This window comes from Bacillus sp. FSL R5-0434 (assembly GCF_038004745.1).
Lineage (GTDB): Bacteria > Bacillota > Bacilli > Bacillales > Bacillaceae > Bacillus > Bacillus halotolerans.
Genome location: NZ_JBBORV010000001.1, coordinates 2,521,231 through 2,539,859 on the forward strand (window position 1 = coordinate 2,521,231; position 18,629 = coordinate 2,539,859).

Genomic DNA, 18,629 nt, shown 5'->3' on the forward strand with positions numbered 1-18,629 from the left:
TAGTTGAACAGGAATCCGGCTTTAATGAAAAGTGGCTTAGCGTGACAGGAAATTTGACTTTTTTAGTTTGAAGTTAAGCTTTGTGCAAAAAATCCATGTTTCCTAATGTCACTTTTGATATTTTAGGATTTGGAAATAAAAACAATCCTATGACCCCTTATACATGTATCTCGGCTGAACCCCAAATAGACTTTGTTCCGTGGTCATGTATCTGTTGAAAAAGCTGAATCTTTTTTGGCTTCTTGTACCTTTTGGGTACTAAGCACAAAACTTACGATTGCTGCAACGCTACAAACATATGGAAGTGAAGAATATCCCCAATTAGATATGACATAACCCCCAATCATTGAACCAATGGTAATACCAATATACAGAGCTGTATTATTCCATGCCATAACAATTCCTCGTTCTTTTGGATATTCCACTGCTAATCTTGCTTGGTATGATGTAAATCCTGCATACCCAACTAAAGCCCATATAAAAAGAAAGAAATAAATCCAATCACCAGATGAGAAGAATATCCCTAAACAAATGAGTATTAAAATTAACAAAATTAGCGTAACCTTCGAAATTTTCTCTTCTCCAAATTTATCTGTTAATTGCCCACTTGTAAGGCTCCCTAAAACAGCACCGACACCATAAAAAGCAACAGCTAATGCGATTTCTGATGACGAGAATTTATTTTTAGAGTAAAGAGCTGCACCTAAATAAACATAAAGGGTATACATTGAAATCGCCCAAATGGTAGTAACACTTACAGAACCAAGTATTCTTAGCAGATTTCCTTCTAACAGGTTTCTTGTTAAACCATTTTTAGGAATAGATTCCCATGTTTTAAAATTCACTGCCGCCAATACGGCTCCTATGATTGCCATTACAACAAATACTGAGCGCCATCCAAGAAAATGCTCTAATAACGTACCGATTGGCGCTCCTGCCCAAAGAGCCGTCAAGTGTCCTGAGACAACAATCGAAAGCCATGTTCCTCTTCGGTTAGGCGGGGCAGTATCTCCAATGATTGCGTATATCAAAGGAGTGATTGAAGCAACGGATAAACCAGCTAAAATACGGCTAACAATCAACCATAAAAATGAAGGAGAAAATGCAGTTAGCATATTAGAAATAGCGAACAGCAATAAGCCAAATGTAATCAATGTTCTCCGTTCTTTGATATCTGAAAGCCAACCGAAGCAAGGAGCCGAAAAAGCATATGTAACTGCAAAAACAGTTACCATCCATCCAGTGGTTGATGCACTAACTTTATATACTTCCGAAATAAACGGTAATAATGGGGATACCACAAATAAATCAGTACCCATTAGAAACAAAGTTATCCAACCAACGCTTAAACTTATCCTCCCTTGCAACTTCATATAATCCCCCATATGAAAAAATATTTTTACATGTATATTCTCTAGGGGGCATAAAAGAACTTTATGTAAGTGGTACACCCCCATAAAATGAGACAAATAAAAACACCGATAGTTTGAAACAACCAGTGTTTTCTCGGACAATTACTTCGGCCATTAGGTCCTAAGTAATTTTGAAGTCATTCATTACATCTTTTTACACAGTTTTATATTTTATGCACAAAAATGGGTACAAGTTCAGCAATCATCCAAAATAGAAATAAAAGGTCTGATCACCTTTCTCTTTATGCATAACTTGTTCTGCAGCAATTTTAAAATCACTTTTGAAGCACTGTCTTCATCTACGAAGTGAGTTTTTAATGAGCTAATCCTCAAAACCACTTAATTCACCATCGAGAGATTTTCCATGAGAACTAAAAAGTTATTGCGGTCTCACCGAAAATTTAAATTGCGGTGCCCTATTGCCTTTTTCTCTCCCCAAAAGTAAAGGTTATTCCTCAAGGATTTAAAGGGGGGATACTAATTATATCGCATTTGATTCCATTGTTTCTGTTGATATCAAATAAAAAAACCTCCATTTCTGAAGGAGGTTGAATGTAATATTATCAAGTTTGAAAACGATCTGAGGCAATATGAAATGTGTTTTGAGTTTGATTTTCTGTTAAGTTGGATCCGAAACCACACACTAAAACAAGTGACAAACCCAGGATTAGGCATACCTTCTTTTTAAAAGTCATACAGGCATTCTCCCCTTTGAATTTGTGTTTGAGTCTCAAGCATTTTCCGATGATATAAATAAGATGTTTCAAATTCTTTTGAGTTTGCGTAAGCAGCTGCGGTCTCACAGGCAATGTCTTCAATATATGAATAGTTCTTATTTTTTTCTAAGTATTCTATTGTTTTATTAACACCTTGTTGGTCCACTGCATCGACATAAAGAGCTTTTAAATATCCCTGTAATTTTGCGAAAAGCTCATCACCTTGATAAAGAGCTGCTGACAAACCTTTCTTACTTACTTGGATAGCCTCATTCATTTTTCCTTGTTTAAAAAGGATTTTTGCATAAGAAAATAAAGAATGTGGCAAGTTTGTGAGCTTTTCTTTTTCTGTAATCTCCACTGCTTGCTTTATGTATACTTCCGCCTGCTCGTAATCACCACTATCAGCAAAATTAGTGCCTAAATTATATAGTGCAGAACTAATCAACCTTTTGTTATTCAATTCCCTAGATAACTCTAATGCCTTTTCAAGATGCGGCTGACTTTTTTCATAATGTTTAAAATCAGTATAATTCCCTGAGATAACAAACATACATTGAACTTTTCGCACCTTATAAAGTTCATATTGATTATAAATATCCAATGCTTGTTTAACGTGATGCATAGACACATGACTTTGCTTCATACCATAATATGCTTCAGCTAACTTAAAATGAAACTCTGCCCTTTCGATCTCATCAGGGACATGTATAAGCTGCTTTTCAGCTTCTCTATAATAGTAAATAGCTTTCATGTATTGCTTCTTATCAAACTCGTACATCCCTCTGAAAAACAGAGAATAATACGACAAAAGACCAGATATGCCTTTATTTGAAGTCTCAATTTTTTCAAGAAGTTCGTCAATAGTTGGTCTTATACGTGTTGTTACGGGTTCCAAATAATCTAACATGAGTTGATGACGGAATTTCATTAGGGAGAAGTAAATGAGTAAATACTCATCTTCCTCCATCCGTTGGATTTCTTGCTCCACCTCTGCCTTTAAAATCTCTGCATCCGGGACACTAAATTGACGTATCATTTTATACCATTCATTGATCTTTACGCCAACTTCTGACGATGATAAAACCGGATTCACAGGACCCCTCCTTTTATGTCTTTTTATGTAATATTCTAACATTTCCAAAAAGTGTTTGGACCGCAAAAAAACCGCAATTTTTTTATTCGGTATCGTATCTTTGATATGATTAACCAAGATAATTTTAGGCTCGTTTCTCCCCTCTTACATTATTGAACATAAAAATATGAGTATGTCTTGAAGAGATTTCTTTCTAATTTCTTAAATATAAAAGAGAAGGGACATCTCTGCTTCCTAAACTTATTCCCACAAAAAATAGAGCAGTTCACATGTTAGTTACTGCTCTACATAGTTTATTCCCCGTTAATTTGTTTTACAATGTATTCAGCATCATTTCCTACGCCTTGAAGCAATGCTGAACCTCGCCTATGCTGCCAAGGCAAACCTATAAAGTACAATCCCTCTACAGGTGAAACACCTCTATGATGTATGATTCGGCCTTCTTTATTCAAAACACCTTTTATATTTATCCATTTAAGAGGATTCCTAAAACCTGTAGCCCAAATAATATTGTTTACTTCTAACGAAGATGAATCTTTAAAAATGATTTCATTTTGCTTTCCAGCTACGACTCTTGTTTTTAACATAATCTCCCTCTGTTTTATTGCGTGTTTTAGTTCATACCTAAATATTGGATCATCTTTCTTTTGAATGAATTTGCCTAATATCGATGTATGACTTGCATGTAAAACTCCTAATTTATCAAACCACCAAAAGATGCTTCTTTTTCCGATCATTAAAGGCAAATAAACAAGTTTATTACTACAGGCTAAATATGTAACTCTTTCTTTGGATAATTCAACAGCTATCTGCGCACCACTATTCCCCCCACCAACTACTAGTACATTTCCATGTACCAATTGTTTTGAATTCTTATATTGTGACGAGTGTAGTTGATTAATATTATCAGCTAAACCTTTTGATATTGATGGAATATTAGGGGTATGAAAAGGACCTGTAGCAATGACAAGATTCTTTGATTGATATTCTCCCTGATTTGTTTTTATTAAGAAATAATTCTTTGATTTTAGAACACTTATTACATCTGTCTGTAATTGGATTGGAATATCAAATCTTTCAACATATTTCTTTAGATAAGCTACAATTTCATCTTTTGAAGGAAATCCGTTTTTTTCTCCTTCAAGATGCATCCCAGGCAAAGAGCTATACATTCGAGTAGTAAATAAAACCAATGAGTCATACCGTTCTTTCCAGCTCTCCCCAACCCCCTGACTTTTATCCAAAATGATAAGCTTTTGGTCGGTCTGCTTAAGATAATATCCTATTGAGATTCCTGCTTGACCAGCTCCAATTACTATCGTGTCATACATATTAAGCCTCCCACTAATTTTATTCATACGAGAGATAGACTAAAACTGAACCTCATCAGATAAAAATTTTAATGATGATGGTGGTCATGCGGCTTCTCAATTGTGGCCTGACAAAGGATCGCATTGTCATGATTATGTGCTTCTGTTTCCATTTGAATGGTTACATGCGTAATGCCTTTATGCTCAAGCTCATGTTCAATTTTGCGTAAAATATTTTCACTTTCTGAAATGGTCAGCTGATCGTCAACCACAGCGTGGCAAGAAAGAGCATTTAATCCACTTGTGATAGACCATATGTGTAAATCATGAATGTTTTGAATTCCCTCTGTCTCTTCAATTGCACGAATGATGTCAGTGACATCGATATGTTCTGGAGTTCCTTCCATTAATATGTGAATGGAACTTTTAGTCACATTGTAACCACTTCTTAGAACAAGAATAGCCACAATCATACTAGCCAATGGGTCTGCCCAGCCCCATCCAAAGAAGATGATAAGTATGGCAGCTAGAATGGCACCTACAGAGCCGAGCATATCGCTTATCACATGCAAATAAGCTCCTCTTATGTTCAGATTATTCTTTGTATCTCCGCCACTCATCATAATCCATGCGACTAATATATTCACAACTAACCCGATAATACTAATCGTAAGCATGCCAGTTGTTGCTACTTCTGGTGGGTTAGAGAAACGTTCGATTGCTTCATAAATGATATAAAGAGAAATAAGAATTAATGCAACACCGTTTATCACAGCAGCAAGAATCTCAAATCGTTTATAGCCGAATGTCTTATTGTGATTTGCCTTTTTTTCAGCTAATGTAAAAGCAATCAAGGCAACCATTAATGAAATTGAATCACTCAGCATATGGCCTGCATCTGATAAAAGCGCCAGACTATTTGTTAAAAATCCACCTATGGCTTCTATCATCATATAACCTGTAATCATGATAAAAGAGATCAATAAAACCTTTTTATTAGCTCCCGTAGTATGATTGTGACCCATAAAAATCTCCTCCTTAACGAAAGTTTCTTGATTCATATGCTTTATTATTTCTTATCTTTTATTGAGCATTCTAACCTGACACTAGAAATATCAATATATGATTACATGCTCATATAAGAATATATATGCTCTTTACTGAAATGTCAAAATATTTATTATAAAAATTCCAATACAGGTTCTTTTGTATTCAAATAAAATCAATTGATGCTTTTCTTAAAAATACTATTGCAACTTGATAACAACACCACGACGACTATCTGATAAGCAAAAAAAAGAGGAGCAAACACAAGGTTTACTCCTCTAACAGTCCCAACCCGTCACTTTCTACGTAGCATATAATCAAGATTCTTAATACCAAGACAAAAAGTTATTGCGGTCTCACCGAAAATTTAAATTGCGGTGCCCTATTGCCTTTTTCCGCGAAGGAAAACTTGTTAATATTTACATTACTAGTAGAGTTAAGGGAAGGGTGAATATCTTGATATCAATCACATCAGCTGAAGTGGGAATGAAGATTAATGAATGGCATAGGCATATTCAAAAATTCAACGTAACTGATGCTGAAATGTTAAAAGCTGAAATCGAACGTGATATAGAGGTGATGGAAGAAGATCAAGATTTGCTTATTTATTATCAATTAATGGCCTTTCGCCATAAAATTATGTTGGAATACACGCTGCATCTGATGAAAATCGAATGGAACTTTCAGAATATTTAAAGAAAATCGAGGGGCATAAGAAGAAGCTAGACAATATGCGAGCGTATTATTATAACTTCTTCCGCGGGATGTATGAGTTTAGAAACGGTGAATACACAAAGGCCATTACATATTACAAAAAAGCTGAACGCAAAATTCCAACGATCTCCGACAAGATTGAAAAAGCTGAGTTTTATTTTAAGTTATCCGAAGTCTATTATCATATGAAGATGACTCACATCTCAATGCACTACGCTGAACTTTCATACAACATCTATAAAAAACATGAACTTTATTCTGGTCGGCTTATTCAGTGCCATTTTGTTATTGCTGGCAACTACGATGACCTTGAAAATCATGAAAAAGCTCTCCCCCACCTTCAAGAAGCTTTAAAAGGTGCTGAGCTGCTTAAAAGTAAAAATACTCACATCTATGCCACCGCATTTTTCAATCTCGGTAACTGCTATCACAAAATGGACAACCTAAATAAGGCTGCACGTTACATCGAACAAGCTTTGGTTCAATACAGAAAAATAAACTCTGACGTACTTCCGCAAGCTTATCATGACCTAGCGTTGATTTATTTTAAACAAGGCAAAAAAGAACAAGCAATGGATTGCTTCCGCAAAGGAATCAGAAGGCGCTGTAGATTTTAAAGACGAACTTTTTATGAACTTATTTGAAGCATTAGACGTTCTTTATATAAGAAATGGCGATACACCTAAACTCCTCAACATTTTTTCTCGTTTAGAGAACGGCAAAGGATACCCTTATCTGGAAGAGCTGGCATTATTAGGAGGAAACCTTTTCGATTATAATGGAAAAATAGAGGATAGTATCATCTGTTTCAAGAAGATGGTATATGCTCAAAAGCAAATATCGAAAGGGGAATGCATGTATGAAATCTAAATTGTTTATCAGTTTATCCGCTGTTTTAATTGGACTTGCCTTTTTAGGATCTATGTCTAATGGCGAAATGAAGGAAGCATCCCGGAATGTAACTCTCGCACCTACTCATGAATTCCTTGTTTGATTCGATAAACAACATTAGTTCTAATTCCCTTTAGCCGTTTCATAACGGCTTTTTCTTATTTCTAATACTGAAAAAATCCATCATATACATAAAGCTTTTGAGGTGAAAATTTTGGACTTATTTGATGAATGCTTAGAAGCTCTAGAGAAAAACAAAGAAATCTTATCAGAAGAATTAACGGCAAAATATTATGAACTGCTTTCAAACAGTTTTCCCTTTACATCTTGGGGACGAATCAAGTGGGAAGAAGTTTGTTGTCACCAATCTATAGATTACGAGGAAGAGATTGACGAGTGGCTAGCTGAACACCATTTTAAAGATAGAAACATTATCATTCTTTGGGGTTACGGAGAACAACCAGCATTAAAAACCAGTCTTGAACATGCATTAAACGTAATTGATGATGTAACTGCCGTTGGTTCAGATACTTTTATGTTTAGTGAATCCGGCTACGTTATCGAATTTTTTCATGATGGCGATGTTACAATTGGAAAGTCCCCTTTCATTGAAAGGATTAGCAAATAGGTAAAATGACACAGATCGAATGATTCATTTCCACCATTTGATCCACATAACAGTTAGTTTCATCATTCTTCCATGGTAATATTTTGTTATATGATTAAATGAGAGGGTATGATTATGAAAGTCTTTGAAGCTAAAACACTTATGTCTGAAGCTACAGACCGCGCCAAAGAATATAAAGAACTAAGGACGCAAATGGTCAACTTGAGAAAAGCTTTACAAAGCGTCGCTGAACTGGACGACAGCGAATTCTCAGGTAAAGGCGCTAATAACATTAAAGCATTCTATCACGATCATGTTGGTGTCACTGATCAATGGATTGACTACATTGACATGAAAATCGCATTCTTTAACAGCATTGCCGGAGCTGTCGAAGACAAAGGTCTCTCTGATGCTTATATTGAAGAATCTTTTTTAGAACATGAACTGGCTAACGCCCATAAAAAATCAAAATCAATCATGTCTGAACAGAAAAAAGCCATGAAAGATATCCTAAACGACATTGACGACATCCTTCCGCTCGACCTATTTTCAACAGAAACCTTCAAGGATGAGCTTGCGGATGCTAATGACAAACGAAAAAAAACAATTGAAAAACTAGGTGACCTTGACGAAGATTTACTGACAGAATATGCCCTGTCAGAACCTAATGAACAATTCATCAAGTCAGACTTCCAAAAGCTCCAAGAAGCAACGGGCAAAGGCAAAAACGCTACACCCATTCACTACAACTCCAAGGCGTACCGTGAGAGTGATATACATAAGAAAAAAGGCGATATCGAAAAGCGTACTGATGCTTATTTGACGATTAAGAAAGAGGAAGCTAAAAAGCGAGATATCAAAGAGCTGAAGAAGAAGCTAGCTGACGGAGTGACGGATCCGGATGAATACTTAGAAATTGCCAAGAAGGTCGGCTATGAGAATCTCACCCCTGAACAGCTCCAGTATGTGGTCCAGCTTGAACAAGCAAAACAGCTGGAGGCCGTCGGTGAAAGTGTCATCAATGTCGGTAAGACAGCATTTGATATCATCGATGGTGTTAATGATGGGATTAACGATACGATTGACGATACGATATATGGCATCAAAGACTTGGTTGTAGGAGCCTGGGAATATTCACAGCTTCCTATGGAATTAAAACTTACAAAAACAATTACAACAGTCTTAAGCGTTCCCTCTTATCCAAAAATAATCTGGACATACATCTCCGATTCATGGAATGATAAAATGATAAATGGTGATGCATACACAAGAGCACATTATATCAGTTATGCCATCGGCAATATTGTTGGACCAAAAGGTGCGGGTGCCGCAGTGCAAACCACTACCAAGCTTTCTAAAGTAGGTAAAGTGGCTGAAGGTGGAACAGCCGCTGCTCATGTGAATAATGGGATTAAAAAGGGAACAGCCTATATTCATTCTATTGTTAGAAATAAGAATGATCTTGCACTTGTCGGGATTGCTCAAGACATCGATAATACGTATAACGCAAAAAATACTCCTCTATTAAAAAGGATTGTTGAAGATCAAAAAGAGAGTGTACTTAGAAAATCTGAGACGTCTAACAACATGGCTATAGGTAATGTCAAACAAGGTGATAGTACCCCTCTCGCACCTGGCGGAGGATTAGCTGCTCATGAAGCAAAAGGCGGGCATCTTATAGAAAGACATGTTGGGAAGACTGATGGCGAATTATTTCAACGTTTAATAAAAGATACAAAAATCTCTGGGTCTTCTTCATTTAAAGATAGAGCTACTGCAGAAAAAGTCGCCAGTTCAGTTCTAAGTGATCCAAAAAACATTAGTAAAATAAAAAAATGGCTCTCTAATCCTAACAGTAGACCTACTCTTCCTTTAAGATACAAAGGTGATGGAGAAGTTCTCGGCAGAAGGGTACAAAAAGGTTCAAATGTTGCTAAGGATGCTACCAACGCCACAATAGTATTGAAAAAGAGTAAAAATGGGGAGTTTATTTTAACTGGCTATCCTACAAAATAAAAGGAGTTCTGAATAACAATGTACGAGAATTATGATACTCTGGAAGAATTAAGTGATTTTTTAGAAGGAACATTTCATCAGGACATGGGTTCACCAGAACAAGCTCTGAAAGAATTTATAGCTGAATCAAGTAAAGAATGCTTAGTTTTCACAATAAAATTTTGTGAAGAGTTTTTAAATGAAAACATATCTGATCAAGAGAAAGAAAGTTTTATAAAATCAAATACGGAGATTTATTTTCCGGCAATCGATTTAACCCCTTTACAATGGTTGAAAAAAGTAATTACAGAAATAAAAGAGGCTATTTAGTATATAAGCAATGATTGAAATTAAAGTTTCTGATCCTGTATTTAGATTTCTCGGTGGACATTTCCACCAAGATATAGAGTCTCCGAAAAAGGCCCTTGATGAATATTTAAATGAAGCATCACAAAAACTAAAAGAAAGAGATTTAATAGCACTAACTGAGTTTGTAAATAGTGATTATTCAGAAGAAGACAAGATTGAATTTATAGAAGAAGCAGCTGATGGTATATACTTTCCTGAAGATGATATAACTCCATTAGAATGGCTTAAGCAGGTCATTGAACAAATTAAAGAACACCTTAAAACAATATAGTTAGAAAAGGAGCCCCTCTTTTTAAGAAGGGCTTCTTTTATTATTTCAAGAACTCTTTAAGTTTTGCTTTAGTATTAGGTCCATAAATACCATCAGCAGAAAGGCCATGCATTAACTGGAATCGTCTAACTGCATCTGCTGTTTTCGGACCATACACTCCGTCAATGCCGTTATTCTTTGCCCCTTTATATCCGGGTAGAAATAAAGCGCCGCCAGCGCTTTTTGAATCTGCTTTACGTCATCACCTTTTCGCATAGGGCTTGTCACTTTATAGATGCCAGATGGCAGCGCACATGACGTTTTTTTGTTGCTTGATTTAGTGCTGGAAGTGCTTGGGCCTTCAATCTTTAAATTTTGGCCAACTGTAATTTTATTCGGATCTTTAATGTTATTCCAGCTCTGAAGATTTGCCACACTAACACCATTCTCTTTTGCAATTGCAGAAAGAGAATCGCTTTAATTAATAACGAAATCCTCATGCATTTACGCGCATTGAAAAAAAAACAAAAAAAGACGTGTCCCTTCATGATCCGATGGACAGGATAAGGAAGGGAATGAAATAAGCCTGATCGATGTCCTGTAATCAGAAAATAAAGACGTAATTGATACAATCCAGCTCAAGATGGAGCTTGAAAAAGTGAAGCAATACATTGACATTTTAGACGAACGATCGTTTCATTCCTCACTAAAGTCTGAAACGTTCTATCTTTACAGCATTGATCGAACCACGACCACCATCGTAGAACGCACTGTCAAAGAATACATTTATTATTATAACAACATTCGTATTCAAACGAAACGAAACAGCCAATCACCAATAAGCTATCGGCAATTAGCTGTATAAAAGGTGTTTTGATCCCTGTCTCAAAAACAGGGGTCAGTCCCTTAAATCATCGGTTTTTTTTACTATCCCCACTAGGACCTCAAGTTTTTCGCTAAGCTTTCTCCCAACCGGTTTTCTTTCCACATAATTGTAATACCGAAGCCAATGACCATAATGACAGCAGCGAAAAGATAAGGATAGTGGATGTTTACGTCAAATAATATTCCACCCATGGCTGGCCCACCGATATTACCTAAGCTCGTATAGGTTGAGTTCATTCCAGCAGCAAATCCTTGCTCTTTCCCGGCAGCTTTTGATAAAAAAGTCGTTAACGCCGGGCGAAGCAAGTCAAATGCGAGGAAGATGAAGCAAGTTACTGCCAGTACTGCTAAAAAGCTAGAGATTACAGTAGATGCCACCGCCAATATTGCACCTATAATTAACAATAATTGAATTAGTTTCTTTTCACCAAGTTTATCTACCATTTTTCCAAACATAAATAATTGAATAACAACTCCGAAGATTGAGCTGATTGTAATAATAGTTGCAATCTCCTTCGGCGTGAAGCCAAATTTATGATCAGAAAATAGGCTGAAAACTGTTTCATATGCTGATAATCCGAAAGCAAGTACAAATATAATGATAAATGTCTTACATAAAAAAGAAAGGCCAACATTTGAAACACTCTGTTGGTCTTTCTTTTAATCATACGTAAGAAAGTGATCTGTTACAGAATATCCAACCAAATTTTAACGGTCGTCACCAAAATCAGTAAAGCTAAGATCCACCGCAGGATTTTTTCATTTACTTTTTGTCCCAGTTTTGCTCCTAGAGGCGAAGCGATTAAACTTGAGATAATAAGAATCAAAGAAGGTAAAAAAAGTACCTGACCTGTGATCACCTTTCCAACTGTTGCTCCAATAGATGAAAGAAATGTAATCGCAAGAGATGAAGCGACGGTGATTCTTACAGGAATATTTAAAATCGATAACATAATGGGGACTAGGATAAAGGCGCCACCAGCTCCTAAAATACCTGATACGCCACCAATGATAAACGCTAGGGACGACGCCAACCATTTATTAAATATCACTTCTTTTCTTTCTCTATGTTCTTGTCTTCTTTTAGGTATAAACATTAAAATAACAGCTATAATGGCCATAATTCCGTATATAAAGTTAATTCCTTTTTCAGATATGAGTTTAGAAAAGTAACTCCCCAATACACTCCCTATAAGAATATTGCTTCCCATGTAAATGATTAATTTTTTATTTAAAAACCCACTCTTACGATAAGCCCAAACACCGCCAAGTGTTGCAAAGAAAACTTGAATAGCTCCTATCCCTGAAACTTCATGGGCTGTTAATGACATCACTCCCACTAAAGAAGGAACGTATAATAACAGTGGGTAATTAATAACAGATCCTCCAATACCAATCATTCCAGAAATAAAGGAACCAATAAACCCTATGATGAAAAGAGTTATAATAAAGGCAATATCCATTCGGAATTCCTCCTTTTCAAAGGAAAAGGGTATCTTTTTATTCGATACCCTTTCACAGTGATTAGCCTTTTTTAATCCAGAATTTCAGTACATCGCCTTCTTCAACATGTTCTAGAAGTTCATGACCACCTGACTTAGACCAAGCCGCTAGGTCACTTTTGAATCCTTTATCTGTTGCATGTACTTCTAAAATTTGGCCCAATTCTAACTCATTCATAGCTTTCTTTGTTCTCACAATTGGCATTGGGCATGCTAGTCCTGTTGCATCTAATACTTTATCTGACTTCATGTTCGTCTCTCCTCTGTTTTAGTAATATCATCTTGTGTTATCGAATTGCACAACGATTTGGCCCAATCTCCATTTCACGCTGTTTTTGTTCATCTGGGTTGATTTTTCCCATATTTGTTTCTCGAATCTCTTGATATGCATTGGGTTGTGGAGGCAGACTGTCTGTCACTAGGTGTCTAAATTCTGTTTCATCCTCAATGTTCAAACCATGATTCTTAATAAATAATGTACTTAGTTTTTTACCAACACTTCCGTCTTCATTTAACTCATCAATAATCATGAAGTGTGCCGGTAATACAATTAAATTCTTTGATAACGCTTTGTAACGTTTATAAAGGGTTTCTCTTAAATCTCCTACCCAATCTTCTGCCATACCGGCTAAATCAGGTCTGCCGATTGAATCGATAAACAAGATATCACCTGAAAGGAGATACTGATCATCGACAATGAAAGAAGTGGAGCCAATGGTATGTCCAGGTGAATAAATTGGTTGAATTTTAATCGTCGTTTTTCCAATGATAATGTCATTTCCTTCTTCCAACGGCTGATAATCGAATAACACTTCTTCAGCATCTTTAGGCGGTAACCAGTAGGTTGCTCTTGTTTTTTCAGCAATCACTCTCCCCCCTGAAATATGGTCTGCATGGAGATGGGTATCAAATACGTGAGTAATTGTTGCACCCTTCTCTTTAGCAAAATCTAAAAAGACATCCGCCATACGTGTAGCATCTACTATGGCTGCTTCTCCATTGGATAATATCATGTATGATAGGCAGCCTTTCCCAATTCGAACAAACTGATAAATTTCCCCACCATCTTTTAAATCCCCGACTTTTACTGGCTCTAAATGTTCACTCCATGCTTTCATTCCGCCTTTAAGATAGGATACAGAAAGACCTGCTTCTGAAAGCATCTCGGATACCATTGCGGATGAACCTTCTTTTGCGCAAACGACTAGTACTTCTTTATCAGAAGGAATTTTCTCCAATATATCTTCTACTCCATCTAAAAGATCGAAATAAGGAACATTCAAATGGTCAAAGTCATGCCCTTCAATCTTCCAATTGCTAAAATCATTTTCATTACGTACATCTAGAATAAATAAAGGTTCTTTGTTAAAGATTTTTTGTGTGACTTCTTTTGCGGTAAGTGCTTGCACGGTCATGTTTAATTTCCTCCTATATCAAAATCTTTTTAAAGCAGGACTAAAATGTTAAAGATACATCCGCATCTTTTGCAAAATCTAAAAAGGTAACAGCTCCGCCTACTTCAATTCCTTCTACAAAGTCCTCTTTTGTTAAACCCATAACGTCCATCGTCATTTGACAACCAATAAATGTAACTCCCATTTCTTGTGCCATTTCAATCAGTTCAGGAATAGAAGGCACATTTGCTTTCTTAAATCCTTCCGTGAAGTGTTCTTTTCCTTTCGGCATTTCTAAATGTTGATGGGCTTGCTTATGGATCAGATTTAATCCCTCGAATGTAAAGAAGATAGATACTTCTTGATCACTTGCTGCTGCCGCAGTCGCAATATTAAATACCTTATAAGCATCAAATAGACCACCATTTGCCGCAATAATCGCTACTCTTGTACTCATTGGTTCATCATCCTTTTTATTTATTCTGTTTTACCTGTCCAATCACGCATACCAGGGACAACATTAATTACCTTTTTAAAACCTTGTTTTTTCATCGTTTGGGCTGCCATTTCACTTCTTCTTCCAGAATGGCAAATGATATAAATTTCATCATCTTTGTTTAACTCGTTAGAGCGCTTTTCCACTTCCCCAAGAGGGATATGCATAACTCCCGGGATATGAGCTTCTTCATACTCATCTAGCTCCCGGACATCTAAAATGTTAAGAGACTCCTCACTTTCCACTTTCTGTTTGAAAGCTTCTAGTGGAACCTCAGGAATAGAAGGTGCGCTTTCTGATGAATGCACTCCTCCTTTACGAAGAAAATGATGAAGTATTTCTCCCTCTGTTTCAGTACCTAGATATTCGTGACCTGTGCTATTTGCCCATGCTTGCAAATCTGCCGTAGAGCCTTTATCTGTTGCTTCAATTTCTAGTATCTCACCAGCATTTAAATCCTTCATTTTCTTCTTCGTTTTTACAATGGGCATTGGACACGTCAAACCTTTAGCGTCTAACACAATATTTGCCTTCACCATTTTTTCCTCCTTTTCAAATACGGGTGGGGGTATATAAACATACAAAAAAATAATATCTAAGGTTTTATGGCCATGTGTTCATACCACCTTTAATATTTGTGATATTTTTAAATCCTTGTTTTTTCAATACCTTGCTCGCCTTTAGACTTCTCATTCCACTTTGACAAATAACAAAAACTTCTTGGTCTTTCGAAAGTTGACTTGTTTGATGAGCCAATTTTGACAAGGGAATATTTTTGAACTCTTTAATATGCCTTGTACGAAATTCATGAGGTGTTCGTACATCGATAAACTGTTTTCCTTTATTTTTCAGCTCTGACTTTAAATCAGTAGTTGTTATCTGTTTAACACCTTCCACTGGTAAAAATCGTCGAAATACAATCCAAAGTAAAAATAAAATTAGTAAGGTATTGATGATTATCCCACTATCCATTGTGTTTCACCTCCTTTATTTAATTTGCAATTGGTAACATTAAATAAATAAGTTGACACTGCCTTCTTCAGCATCTGCTAAATAAGCGGCTACACCAGCATAGTCGATTTCATCTAATAGTTCTTTTTCCTGTAAACCAAGAAGATCCATTGTCATCGTACAAGCTACAAGCTTTACACCCTGTTCTTGAGCCATCTCAATCAACTGAGGCAACGTAAGTGCATTATGCTTTTTCATCACATTTTTAATCATTTTAGGGCCCATACCTGCAAAGTTCATTCTAGATAAACCCATCTTATCAGCACCACGAGGCATCATCTTTCCAAACATTTTTTCAAGAAACCCTTTTTTTACTGGAATCAGTTCTTCTTTACGTAAAGCGTTTAAACCCCAAAAAGTATGGAAGATCGTCACTTCGTGATCGTAGGCAGCAGCACCATTTGCAATAATATAAGCTGCCATTGCTTTATCATAATCTCCACTAAATAAAACAATTGTTGTGCGTTTTGTTTGTTCTGTCATGTTTCTCCTCCTAAACTAAATTACCCCCATGGGTATTTCGAATTCTAAAAATTTTTGAATGAAAGATATACAATTACGCAATCCGTTAAAACTATATACCCGTAGGGGTATATTATTACACAAATAAAAATTCGTCAACCTTAAAGATTATAGGTTGATGAATTTTTTATCGACTCTTTACTAATAAGTCTACTGCCTCTTTTACTAAGTTTGCTGTGTCTTCTCCCTGTTCTATGCTTTCGCGAACACAATGTTCAAGATTTGTACTAACTATAACACCTAATGCTCGGTCGATAGCATTGCGTGATGCTGCCAATTGAGTCACAACTTCTCTACAGTCTTTTCCTTGCTCCATCATAGTCAATACACCTTTAATTTGTCCTTCTATCCGACGTAAGCGGTTTTTAATCTTTTGATCATACTCCATTCGCTGAAATCCTTTCTATAATTTATTTTTACATTTACATGTTGCCAATTCATAACTATTTACATGGATACCTTTGCTCTTCAGAAAACGCACTCCTAAATTTAATTCCACCCTATCATAAGCTATTATGTGTATTTTATCACGTGGAATCTCTAAATAAAAACGTTTTAGATACGCATATGGGATGTTTAAAACAATACCATCTGAAAAATTGGGTACATCGTTATAATGGCGAATATCTAATATTGTTATGTCCATGGTCTCTAATTTATCCTTATGAATACAAAAAATTCCGGTTATAGGATAATAACGTCTATACGTTGCATGGATAATAACAAAAATAAGCAGAAATGCAACAACTAAATAATTGATACTAACCACACCACCTTATTAACCCCTTCTTATTCAGAACGCAATAATATACCCCTATAGGTATATAGTCAAGTGTGAAAGCTAATTTCTTTGAGCTATTAATTAATTTTAACCTCTAACGACTGAAAAACACTCACATTTCGCTAATGCCAATTCGACTAAAAGTAACTCGAATAAAGAAACAATCCGATTTTCATTTAAATCGACTTGTTTAATCAATTACTTTTAAAATTAGCACAAGACAGTTCATCTGCTCAGCAACTATTTCTAATACGCTACACAGCATGCAATCCTCCGCTGCTTGGATATTAAATTGAGTTTCATTTGCATAAGAACAATTTGTAGGTACTGGTTCCCTATGTTTCATGCCGGATGTGACTCGAATTACTCAGAATTCTGCAAAATATCTATGCTAATCTTCCGCAGCGGCTGCATCTGCTTTGGTTGCATGAACTGTACCAAATGGATGGTTTGGAGGAGCATAAATTGAGTATAGTTTTAACGGCGTATTACCTGTATTAATCACATTGTGCCAACTGCCAGCAGGTATAACAATGGCAGAATCATCATAGACATTTCTTTGGAAATTTAAATTATCTTTGCTCTTTCCCATTTTAACGATCCCTCGCCCCTGCTCAATCCGTAAGAACTGATCGACGTTTGAATGCATTTCCAAACCAATATCTTCTCCAATACCGATACTCATCAAAGTTACTTGAAAATGTTTTCCTGTCCATAAGGCAGTACGGAACGTATTGTTTTGTTTTGTGGCTCTATTGATATTTACAACAAATGGTTTTGGTCCATCATTTCATTTGGAATAGTCCAATAAACAGATCTTCCATCGTTATACATCGGTACAGTGACATAATAATAACATTGAGGCGAAAAAGGTATATAGTACATTTTTTGATCCCCACAATTATAAATTTTTGTGATAGTTTCCTATGCATTTATTAAGGGAGTGTTACTAAATCAAGAAAATTCATATTTAACACAAAATGGACGTTCTTAATTAATGTAAAATATATTATTTAAAAAGACCTGCTTTGTATGTCCCTTTACAATTCTCATAAAACCATATTCATAAACCCTGATTTATTTGCACTAGATGCTTCTATAATATCTACTTCTAAGTAACGTTTTGTTCGATCACCGTTTACACGGATGAATAATTTATCACCGACTCTATAATTGTAAAACTAGATGATAGCAGAAAACCGTTTACAGGTAAGGAAATAAATCTTCCTTGGTTAAATAAAGAAAAGTATAGTGCTGTTGAAATAGACGGCAAAGTAAAAGTTAAAAGACAACCTAGAGATGTAAGCCGTAGAGTATACACAATGAAAGACATTGATATTAACAGAGTAGACCCAGATACAGGGAAAACGAATCTTCAGATAATGAAAAAAGGAGATGCTCCTTACGCTAATGATGGAACCAAAGTTAATTTGCATCACCTTATCCAAGAAGAGGGTGGTACAATGCTTGAAATACCCGAAAGCTGGCACAACAAATATAGTAAAGTGCTGCATGGCTTGAAGGGAAGTGGACAGAGCTTTAGAAATGATCCAATACTTGAAAAACAGTACAATAATTTTAGAAAGAGATATTGGAAATGGAGAGCTAAACAATTCGAGAATCAAGAGTAA

The 18,629-nt window shown here is 35.9% G+C and carries 17 protein-coding genes and 8 pseudogenes; 9 read left to right on the top strand and 16 right to left on the bottom strand.

Translation table 11 applies throughout. The annotated features are described in order from the left end of the window. Window positions 1-203 precede the first annotated feature (203 nt). The 4 genes from NYE43_RS12950 to czcD all read right to left on the bottom strand — a co-directional run bounded on the left by NYE43_RS12950 (window position 204) and on the right by czcD (window position 5,559). Window positions 204-1,373: an MFS transporter gene (locus tag NYE43_RS12950; protein ID WP_127696745.1), complete on the bottom strand. Its 1,170-nt coding sequence runs from the start codon at window positions 1,371-1,373 to the stop codon at window positions 204-206. Window positions 1,374-2,096: 723 nt separating this feature from the next. After that, window positions 2,097-3,224: a Rap family tetratricopeptide repeat protein gene (locus NYE43_RS12955; RefSeq protein WP_185848804.1), complete on the bottom strand. Its 1,128-nt coding sequence runs from the start codon at window positions 3,222-3,224 to the stop codon at window positions 2,097-2,099. A gap of 293 nt (window positions 3,225-3,517) precedes the next feature. After that, window positions 3,518-4,555, bottom strand: coding sequence for a flavin-containing monooxygenase (locus NYE43_RS12960; RefSeq protein WP_185848803.1), 1,038 nt, complete (start codon window positions 4,553-4,555; stop codon window positions 3,518-3,520). 68 nt (window positions 4,556-4,623) lie between these two features. Beyond that, on the bottom strand, window positions 4,624-5,559 hold the full coding sequence (czcD, locus tag NYE43_RS12965) for a CDF family zinc transporter CzcD (protein WP_101861076.1): 936 nt from the start codon (window positions 5,557-5,559) through the stop codon (window positions 4,624-4,626). 478 nt (window positions 5,560-6,037) lie between these two features. On the opposite strand from czcD, the pseudogene rapE reads away from it, so the two are divergent. From rapE to NYE43_RS12995, 6 genes and pseudogenes are all read left to right on the top strand, one after another. Further along, a pseudogene (rapE, locus tag NYE43_RS12970) lies at window positions 6,038-7,165 on the top strand (response regulator aspartate phosphatase RapE). Next, window positions 7,155-7,289, top strand: coding sequence for a phosphatase RapE inhibitor PhrE (gene phrE, locus NYE43_RS12975; protein WP_341062109.1), 135 nt, complete (start codon window positions 7,155-7,157; stop codon window positions 7,287-7,289). The pseudogene rapE and the gene phrE overlap by 11 nt, the downstream one beginning before the upstream one ends. Before the next feature lie 111 nt (window positions 7,290-7,400). After that, window positions 7,401-7,814: a CDI toxin immunity protein gene (locus NYE43_RS21735; RefSeq protein WP_024122201.1), complete on the top strand. Its 414-nt coding sequence runs from the start codon at window positions 7,401-7,403 to the stop codon at window positions 7,812-7,814. A gap of 114 nt (window positions 7,815-7,928) precedes the next feature. Further along, a complete protein-coding gene (locus NYE43_RS12985) occupies window positions 7,929-9,809 on the top strand; it encodes a ribonuclease YeeF family protein (protein ID WP_341062110.1) in 1,881 nt (626 codons plus the stop codon). 18 nt (window positions 9,810-9,827) lie between these two features. Next, window positions 9,828-10,118, top strand: coding sequence for a contact-dependent growth inhibition system immunity protein (locus tag NYE43_RS12990; protein ID WP_024122203.1), 291 nt, complete (start codon window positions 9,828-9,830; stop codon window positions 10,116-10,118). 10 nt (window positions 10,119-10,128) lie between these two features. Then, the gene (locus NYE43_RS12995; protein WP_103672601.1) at window positions 10,129-10,428 is read left to right on the top strand and encodes a contact-dependent growth inhibition system immunity protein; all 300 of its coding nucleotides are present in this window, start codon (window positions 10,129-10,131) and stop codon (window positions 10,426-10,428) included. A 40-nt stretch (window positions 10,429-10,468) separates the two neighbouring features. Here NYE43_RS12995 and NYE43_RS21740 read toward each other — a convergent pair. Then, window positions 10,469-10,725: pseudogene (locus NYE43_RS21740) on the bottom strand (peptidoglycan-binding domain-containing protein); the annotation flags it as partial. Between the two features lie 162 nt (window positions 10,726-10,887). On the opposite strand from NYE43_RS21740, the pseudogene NYE43_RS13005 reads away from it, so the two are divergent. Further along, window positions 10,888-11,098 (top strand): annotated as a pseudogene (locus tag NYE43_RS13005) (hypothetical protein); the annotation flags it as partial. Continuing rightward, window positions 11,096-11,272, top strand: a pseudogene (locus tag NYE43_RS13010) (IS3 family transposase); the annotation flags it as partial. The pseudogenes NYE43_RS13005 and NYE43_RS13010, both read left to right, overlap by 3 nt. Before the next feature lie 71 nt (window positions 11,273-11,343). Here the strand turns inward: NYE43_RS13010 and NYE43_RS13015 are convergent. From NYE43_RS13015 to NYE43_RS13065, 11 genes and pseudogenes are all read right to left on the bottom strand, one after another. Beyond that, a pseudogene (locus NYE43_RS13015) lies at window positions 11,344-11,898 on the bottom strand (MFS transporter); the annotation flags it as partial. Window positions 11,899-11,978: 80 nt separating this feature from the next. Beyond that, complete coding sequence (locus tag NYE43_RS13020) at window positions 11,979-12,755, bottom strand: sulfite exporter TauE/SafE family protein (protein ID WP_151175163.1); 777 nt, start codon at window positions 12,753-12,755, stop codon at window positions 11,979-11,981. 61 nt (window positions 12,756-12,816) lie between these two features. Then, on the bottom strand, window positions 12,817-13,044 hold the full coding sequence (locus tag NYE43_RS13025; RefSeq protein WP_151175164.1) for a sulfurtransferase TusA family protein: 228 nt from the start codon (window positions 13,042-13,044) through the stop codon (window positions 12,817-12,819). 37 nt (window positions 13,045-13,081) lie between these two features. Continuing rightward, a pseudogene (locus tag NYE43_RS13030) lies at window positions 13,082-14,216 on the bottom strand (MBL fold metallo-hydrolase). Between the two features lie 33 nt (window positions 14,217-14,249). Then, window positions 14,250-14,645 carry a DsrE/DsrF/DrsH-like family protein gene (locus tag NYE43_RS13035; RefSeq protein WP_216394288.1) on the bottom strand — a complete coding sequence of 132 codons (396 nt, stop codon included), beginning with the start codon at window positions 14,643-14,645 and terminating at the stop codon, window positions 14,250-14,252. A 20-nt stretch (window positions 14,646-14,665) separates the two neighbouring features. Then, window positions 14,666-15,223 carry a sulfurtransferase TusA family protein gene (locus NYE43_RS13040; RefSeq protein ID WP_185848798.1) on the bottom strand — a complete coding sequence of 186 codons (558 nt, stop codon included), beginning with the start codon at window positions 15,221-15,223 and terminating at the stop codon, window positions 14,666-14,668. A gap of 64 nt (window positions 15,224-15,287) precedes the next feature. Then, complete coding sequence (locus NYE43_RS13045; protein ID WP_185848797.1) at window positions 15,288-15,656, bottom strand: rhodanese-like domain-containing protein; 369 nt, start codon at window positions 15,654-15,656, stop codon at window positions 15,288-15,290. 39 nt (window positions 15,657-15,695) lie between these two features. Then, entirely contained in the window at window positions 15,696-16,178 is a 483-nt protein-coding gene (locus NYE43_RS13050; protein ID WP_185848796.1) for a DsrE/DsrF/DrsH-like family protein, read from the bottom strand. A gap of 166 nt (window positions 16,179-16,344) precedes the next feature. Next, window positions 16,345-16,605 (bottom strand): metal-sensitive transcriptional regulator, encoded by a 261-nt coding sequence (locus tag NYE43_RS13055; protein ID WP_024122213.1) that lies wholly within the window; start codon window positions 16,603-16,605, stop codon window positions 16,345-16,347. Between the two features lie 15 nt (window positions 16,606-16,620). Next, complete coding sequence (locus NYE43_RS13060) at window positions 16,621-16,986, bottom strand: sulfurtransferase (RefSeq protein ID WP_326374633.1); 366 nt, start codon at window positions 16,984-16,986, stop codon at window positions 16,621-16,623. A gap of 403 nt (window positions 16,987-17,389) precedes the next feature. After that, window positions 17,390-17,883, bottom strand: a pseudogene (locus tag NYE43_RS13065) (cupin domain-containing protein). A gap of 299 nt (window positions 17,884-18,182) precedes the next feature. On the opposite strand from NYE43_RS13065, the pseudogene NYE43_RS13070 reads away from it, so the two are divergent. Then, window positions 18,183-18,629: pseudogene (locus tag NYE43_RS13070) on the top strand (HNH/ENDO VII family nuclease); the annotation flags it as partial.

What these genes read in the sequence shown, in the direction of transcription:
- NYE43_RS12950 (WP_127696745.1), bottom strand. Translation starts at nt 1,373, where the DNA reads ATGAAGTTGCAAGGGAGGATAAGTTTAAGCGTTGGTTGGATAACTTTG.
- NYE43_RS12990 (WP_024122203.1), top strand. Translation starts at nt 9,828, where the DNA reads ATGTACGAGAATTATGATACTCTGGAAGAATTAAGTGATTTTTTAGAA.
- NYE43_RS12995 (WP_103672601.1), top strand. Translation starts at nt 10,129, where the DNA reads ATGATTGAAATTAAAGTTTCTGATCCTGTATTTAGATTTCTCGGTGGA.
- NYE43_RS13045 (WP_185848797.1), bottom strand. Translation starts at nt 15,656, where the DNA reads ATGGATAGTGGGATAATCATCAATACCTTACTAATTTTATTTTTACTT.
- czcD (WP_101861076.1), bottom strand. Translation starts at nt 5,559, where the DNA reads ATGGGTCACAATCATACTACGGGAGCTAATAAAAAGGTTTTATTGATC.
- NYE43_RS13025 (WP_151175164.1), bottom strand. Translation starts at nt 13,044, where the DNA reads ATGAAGTCAGATAAAGTATTAGATGCAACAGGACTAGCATGCCCAATG.
- NYE43_RS13050 (WP_185848796.1), bottom strand. Translation starts at nt 16,178, where the DNA reads ATGACAGAACAAACAAAACGCACAACAATTGTTTTATTTAGTGGAGAT.
- NYE43_RS13035 (WP_216394288.1), bottom strand. Translation starts at nt 14,645, where the DNA reads ATGAGTACAAGAGTAGCGATTATTGCGGCAAATGGTGGTCTATTTGAT.
- NYE43_RS12985 (WP_341062110.1), top strand. Translation starts at nt 7,929, where the DNA reads ATGAAAGTCTTTGAAGCTAAAACACTTATGTCTGAAGCTACAGACCGC.
- NYE43_RS13040 (WP_185848798.1), bottom strand. Translation starts at nt 15,223, where the DNA reads ATGGTGAAGGCAAATATTGTGTTAGACGCTAAAGGTTTGACGTGTCCA.
- NYE43_RS12960 (WP_185848803.1), bottom strand. Translation starts at nt 4,555, where the DNA reads ATGTATGACACGATAGTAATTGGAGCTGGTCAAGCAGGAATCTCAATA.
- NYE43_RS13055 (WP_024122213.1), bottom strand. Translation starts at nt 16,605, where the DNA reads ATGGAGTATGATCAAAAGATTAAAAACCGCTTACGTCGGATAGAAGGA.
- phrE (WP_341062109.1), top strand. Translation starts at nt 7,155, where the DNA reads ATGAAATCTAAATTGTTTATCAGTTTATCCGCTGTTTTAATTGGACTT.
- NYE43_RS13020 (WP_151175163.1), bottom strand. Translation starts at nt 12,755, where the DNA reads ATGGATATTGCCTTTATTATAACTCTTTTCATCATAGGGTTTATTGGT.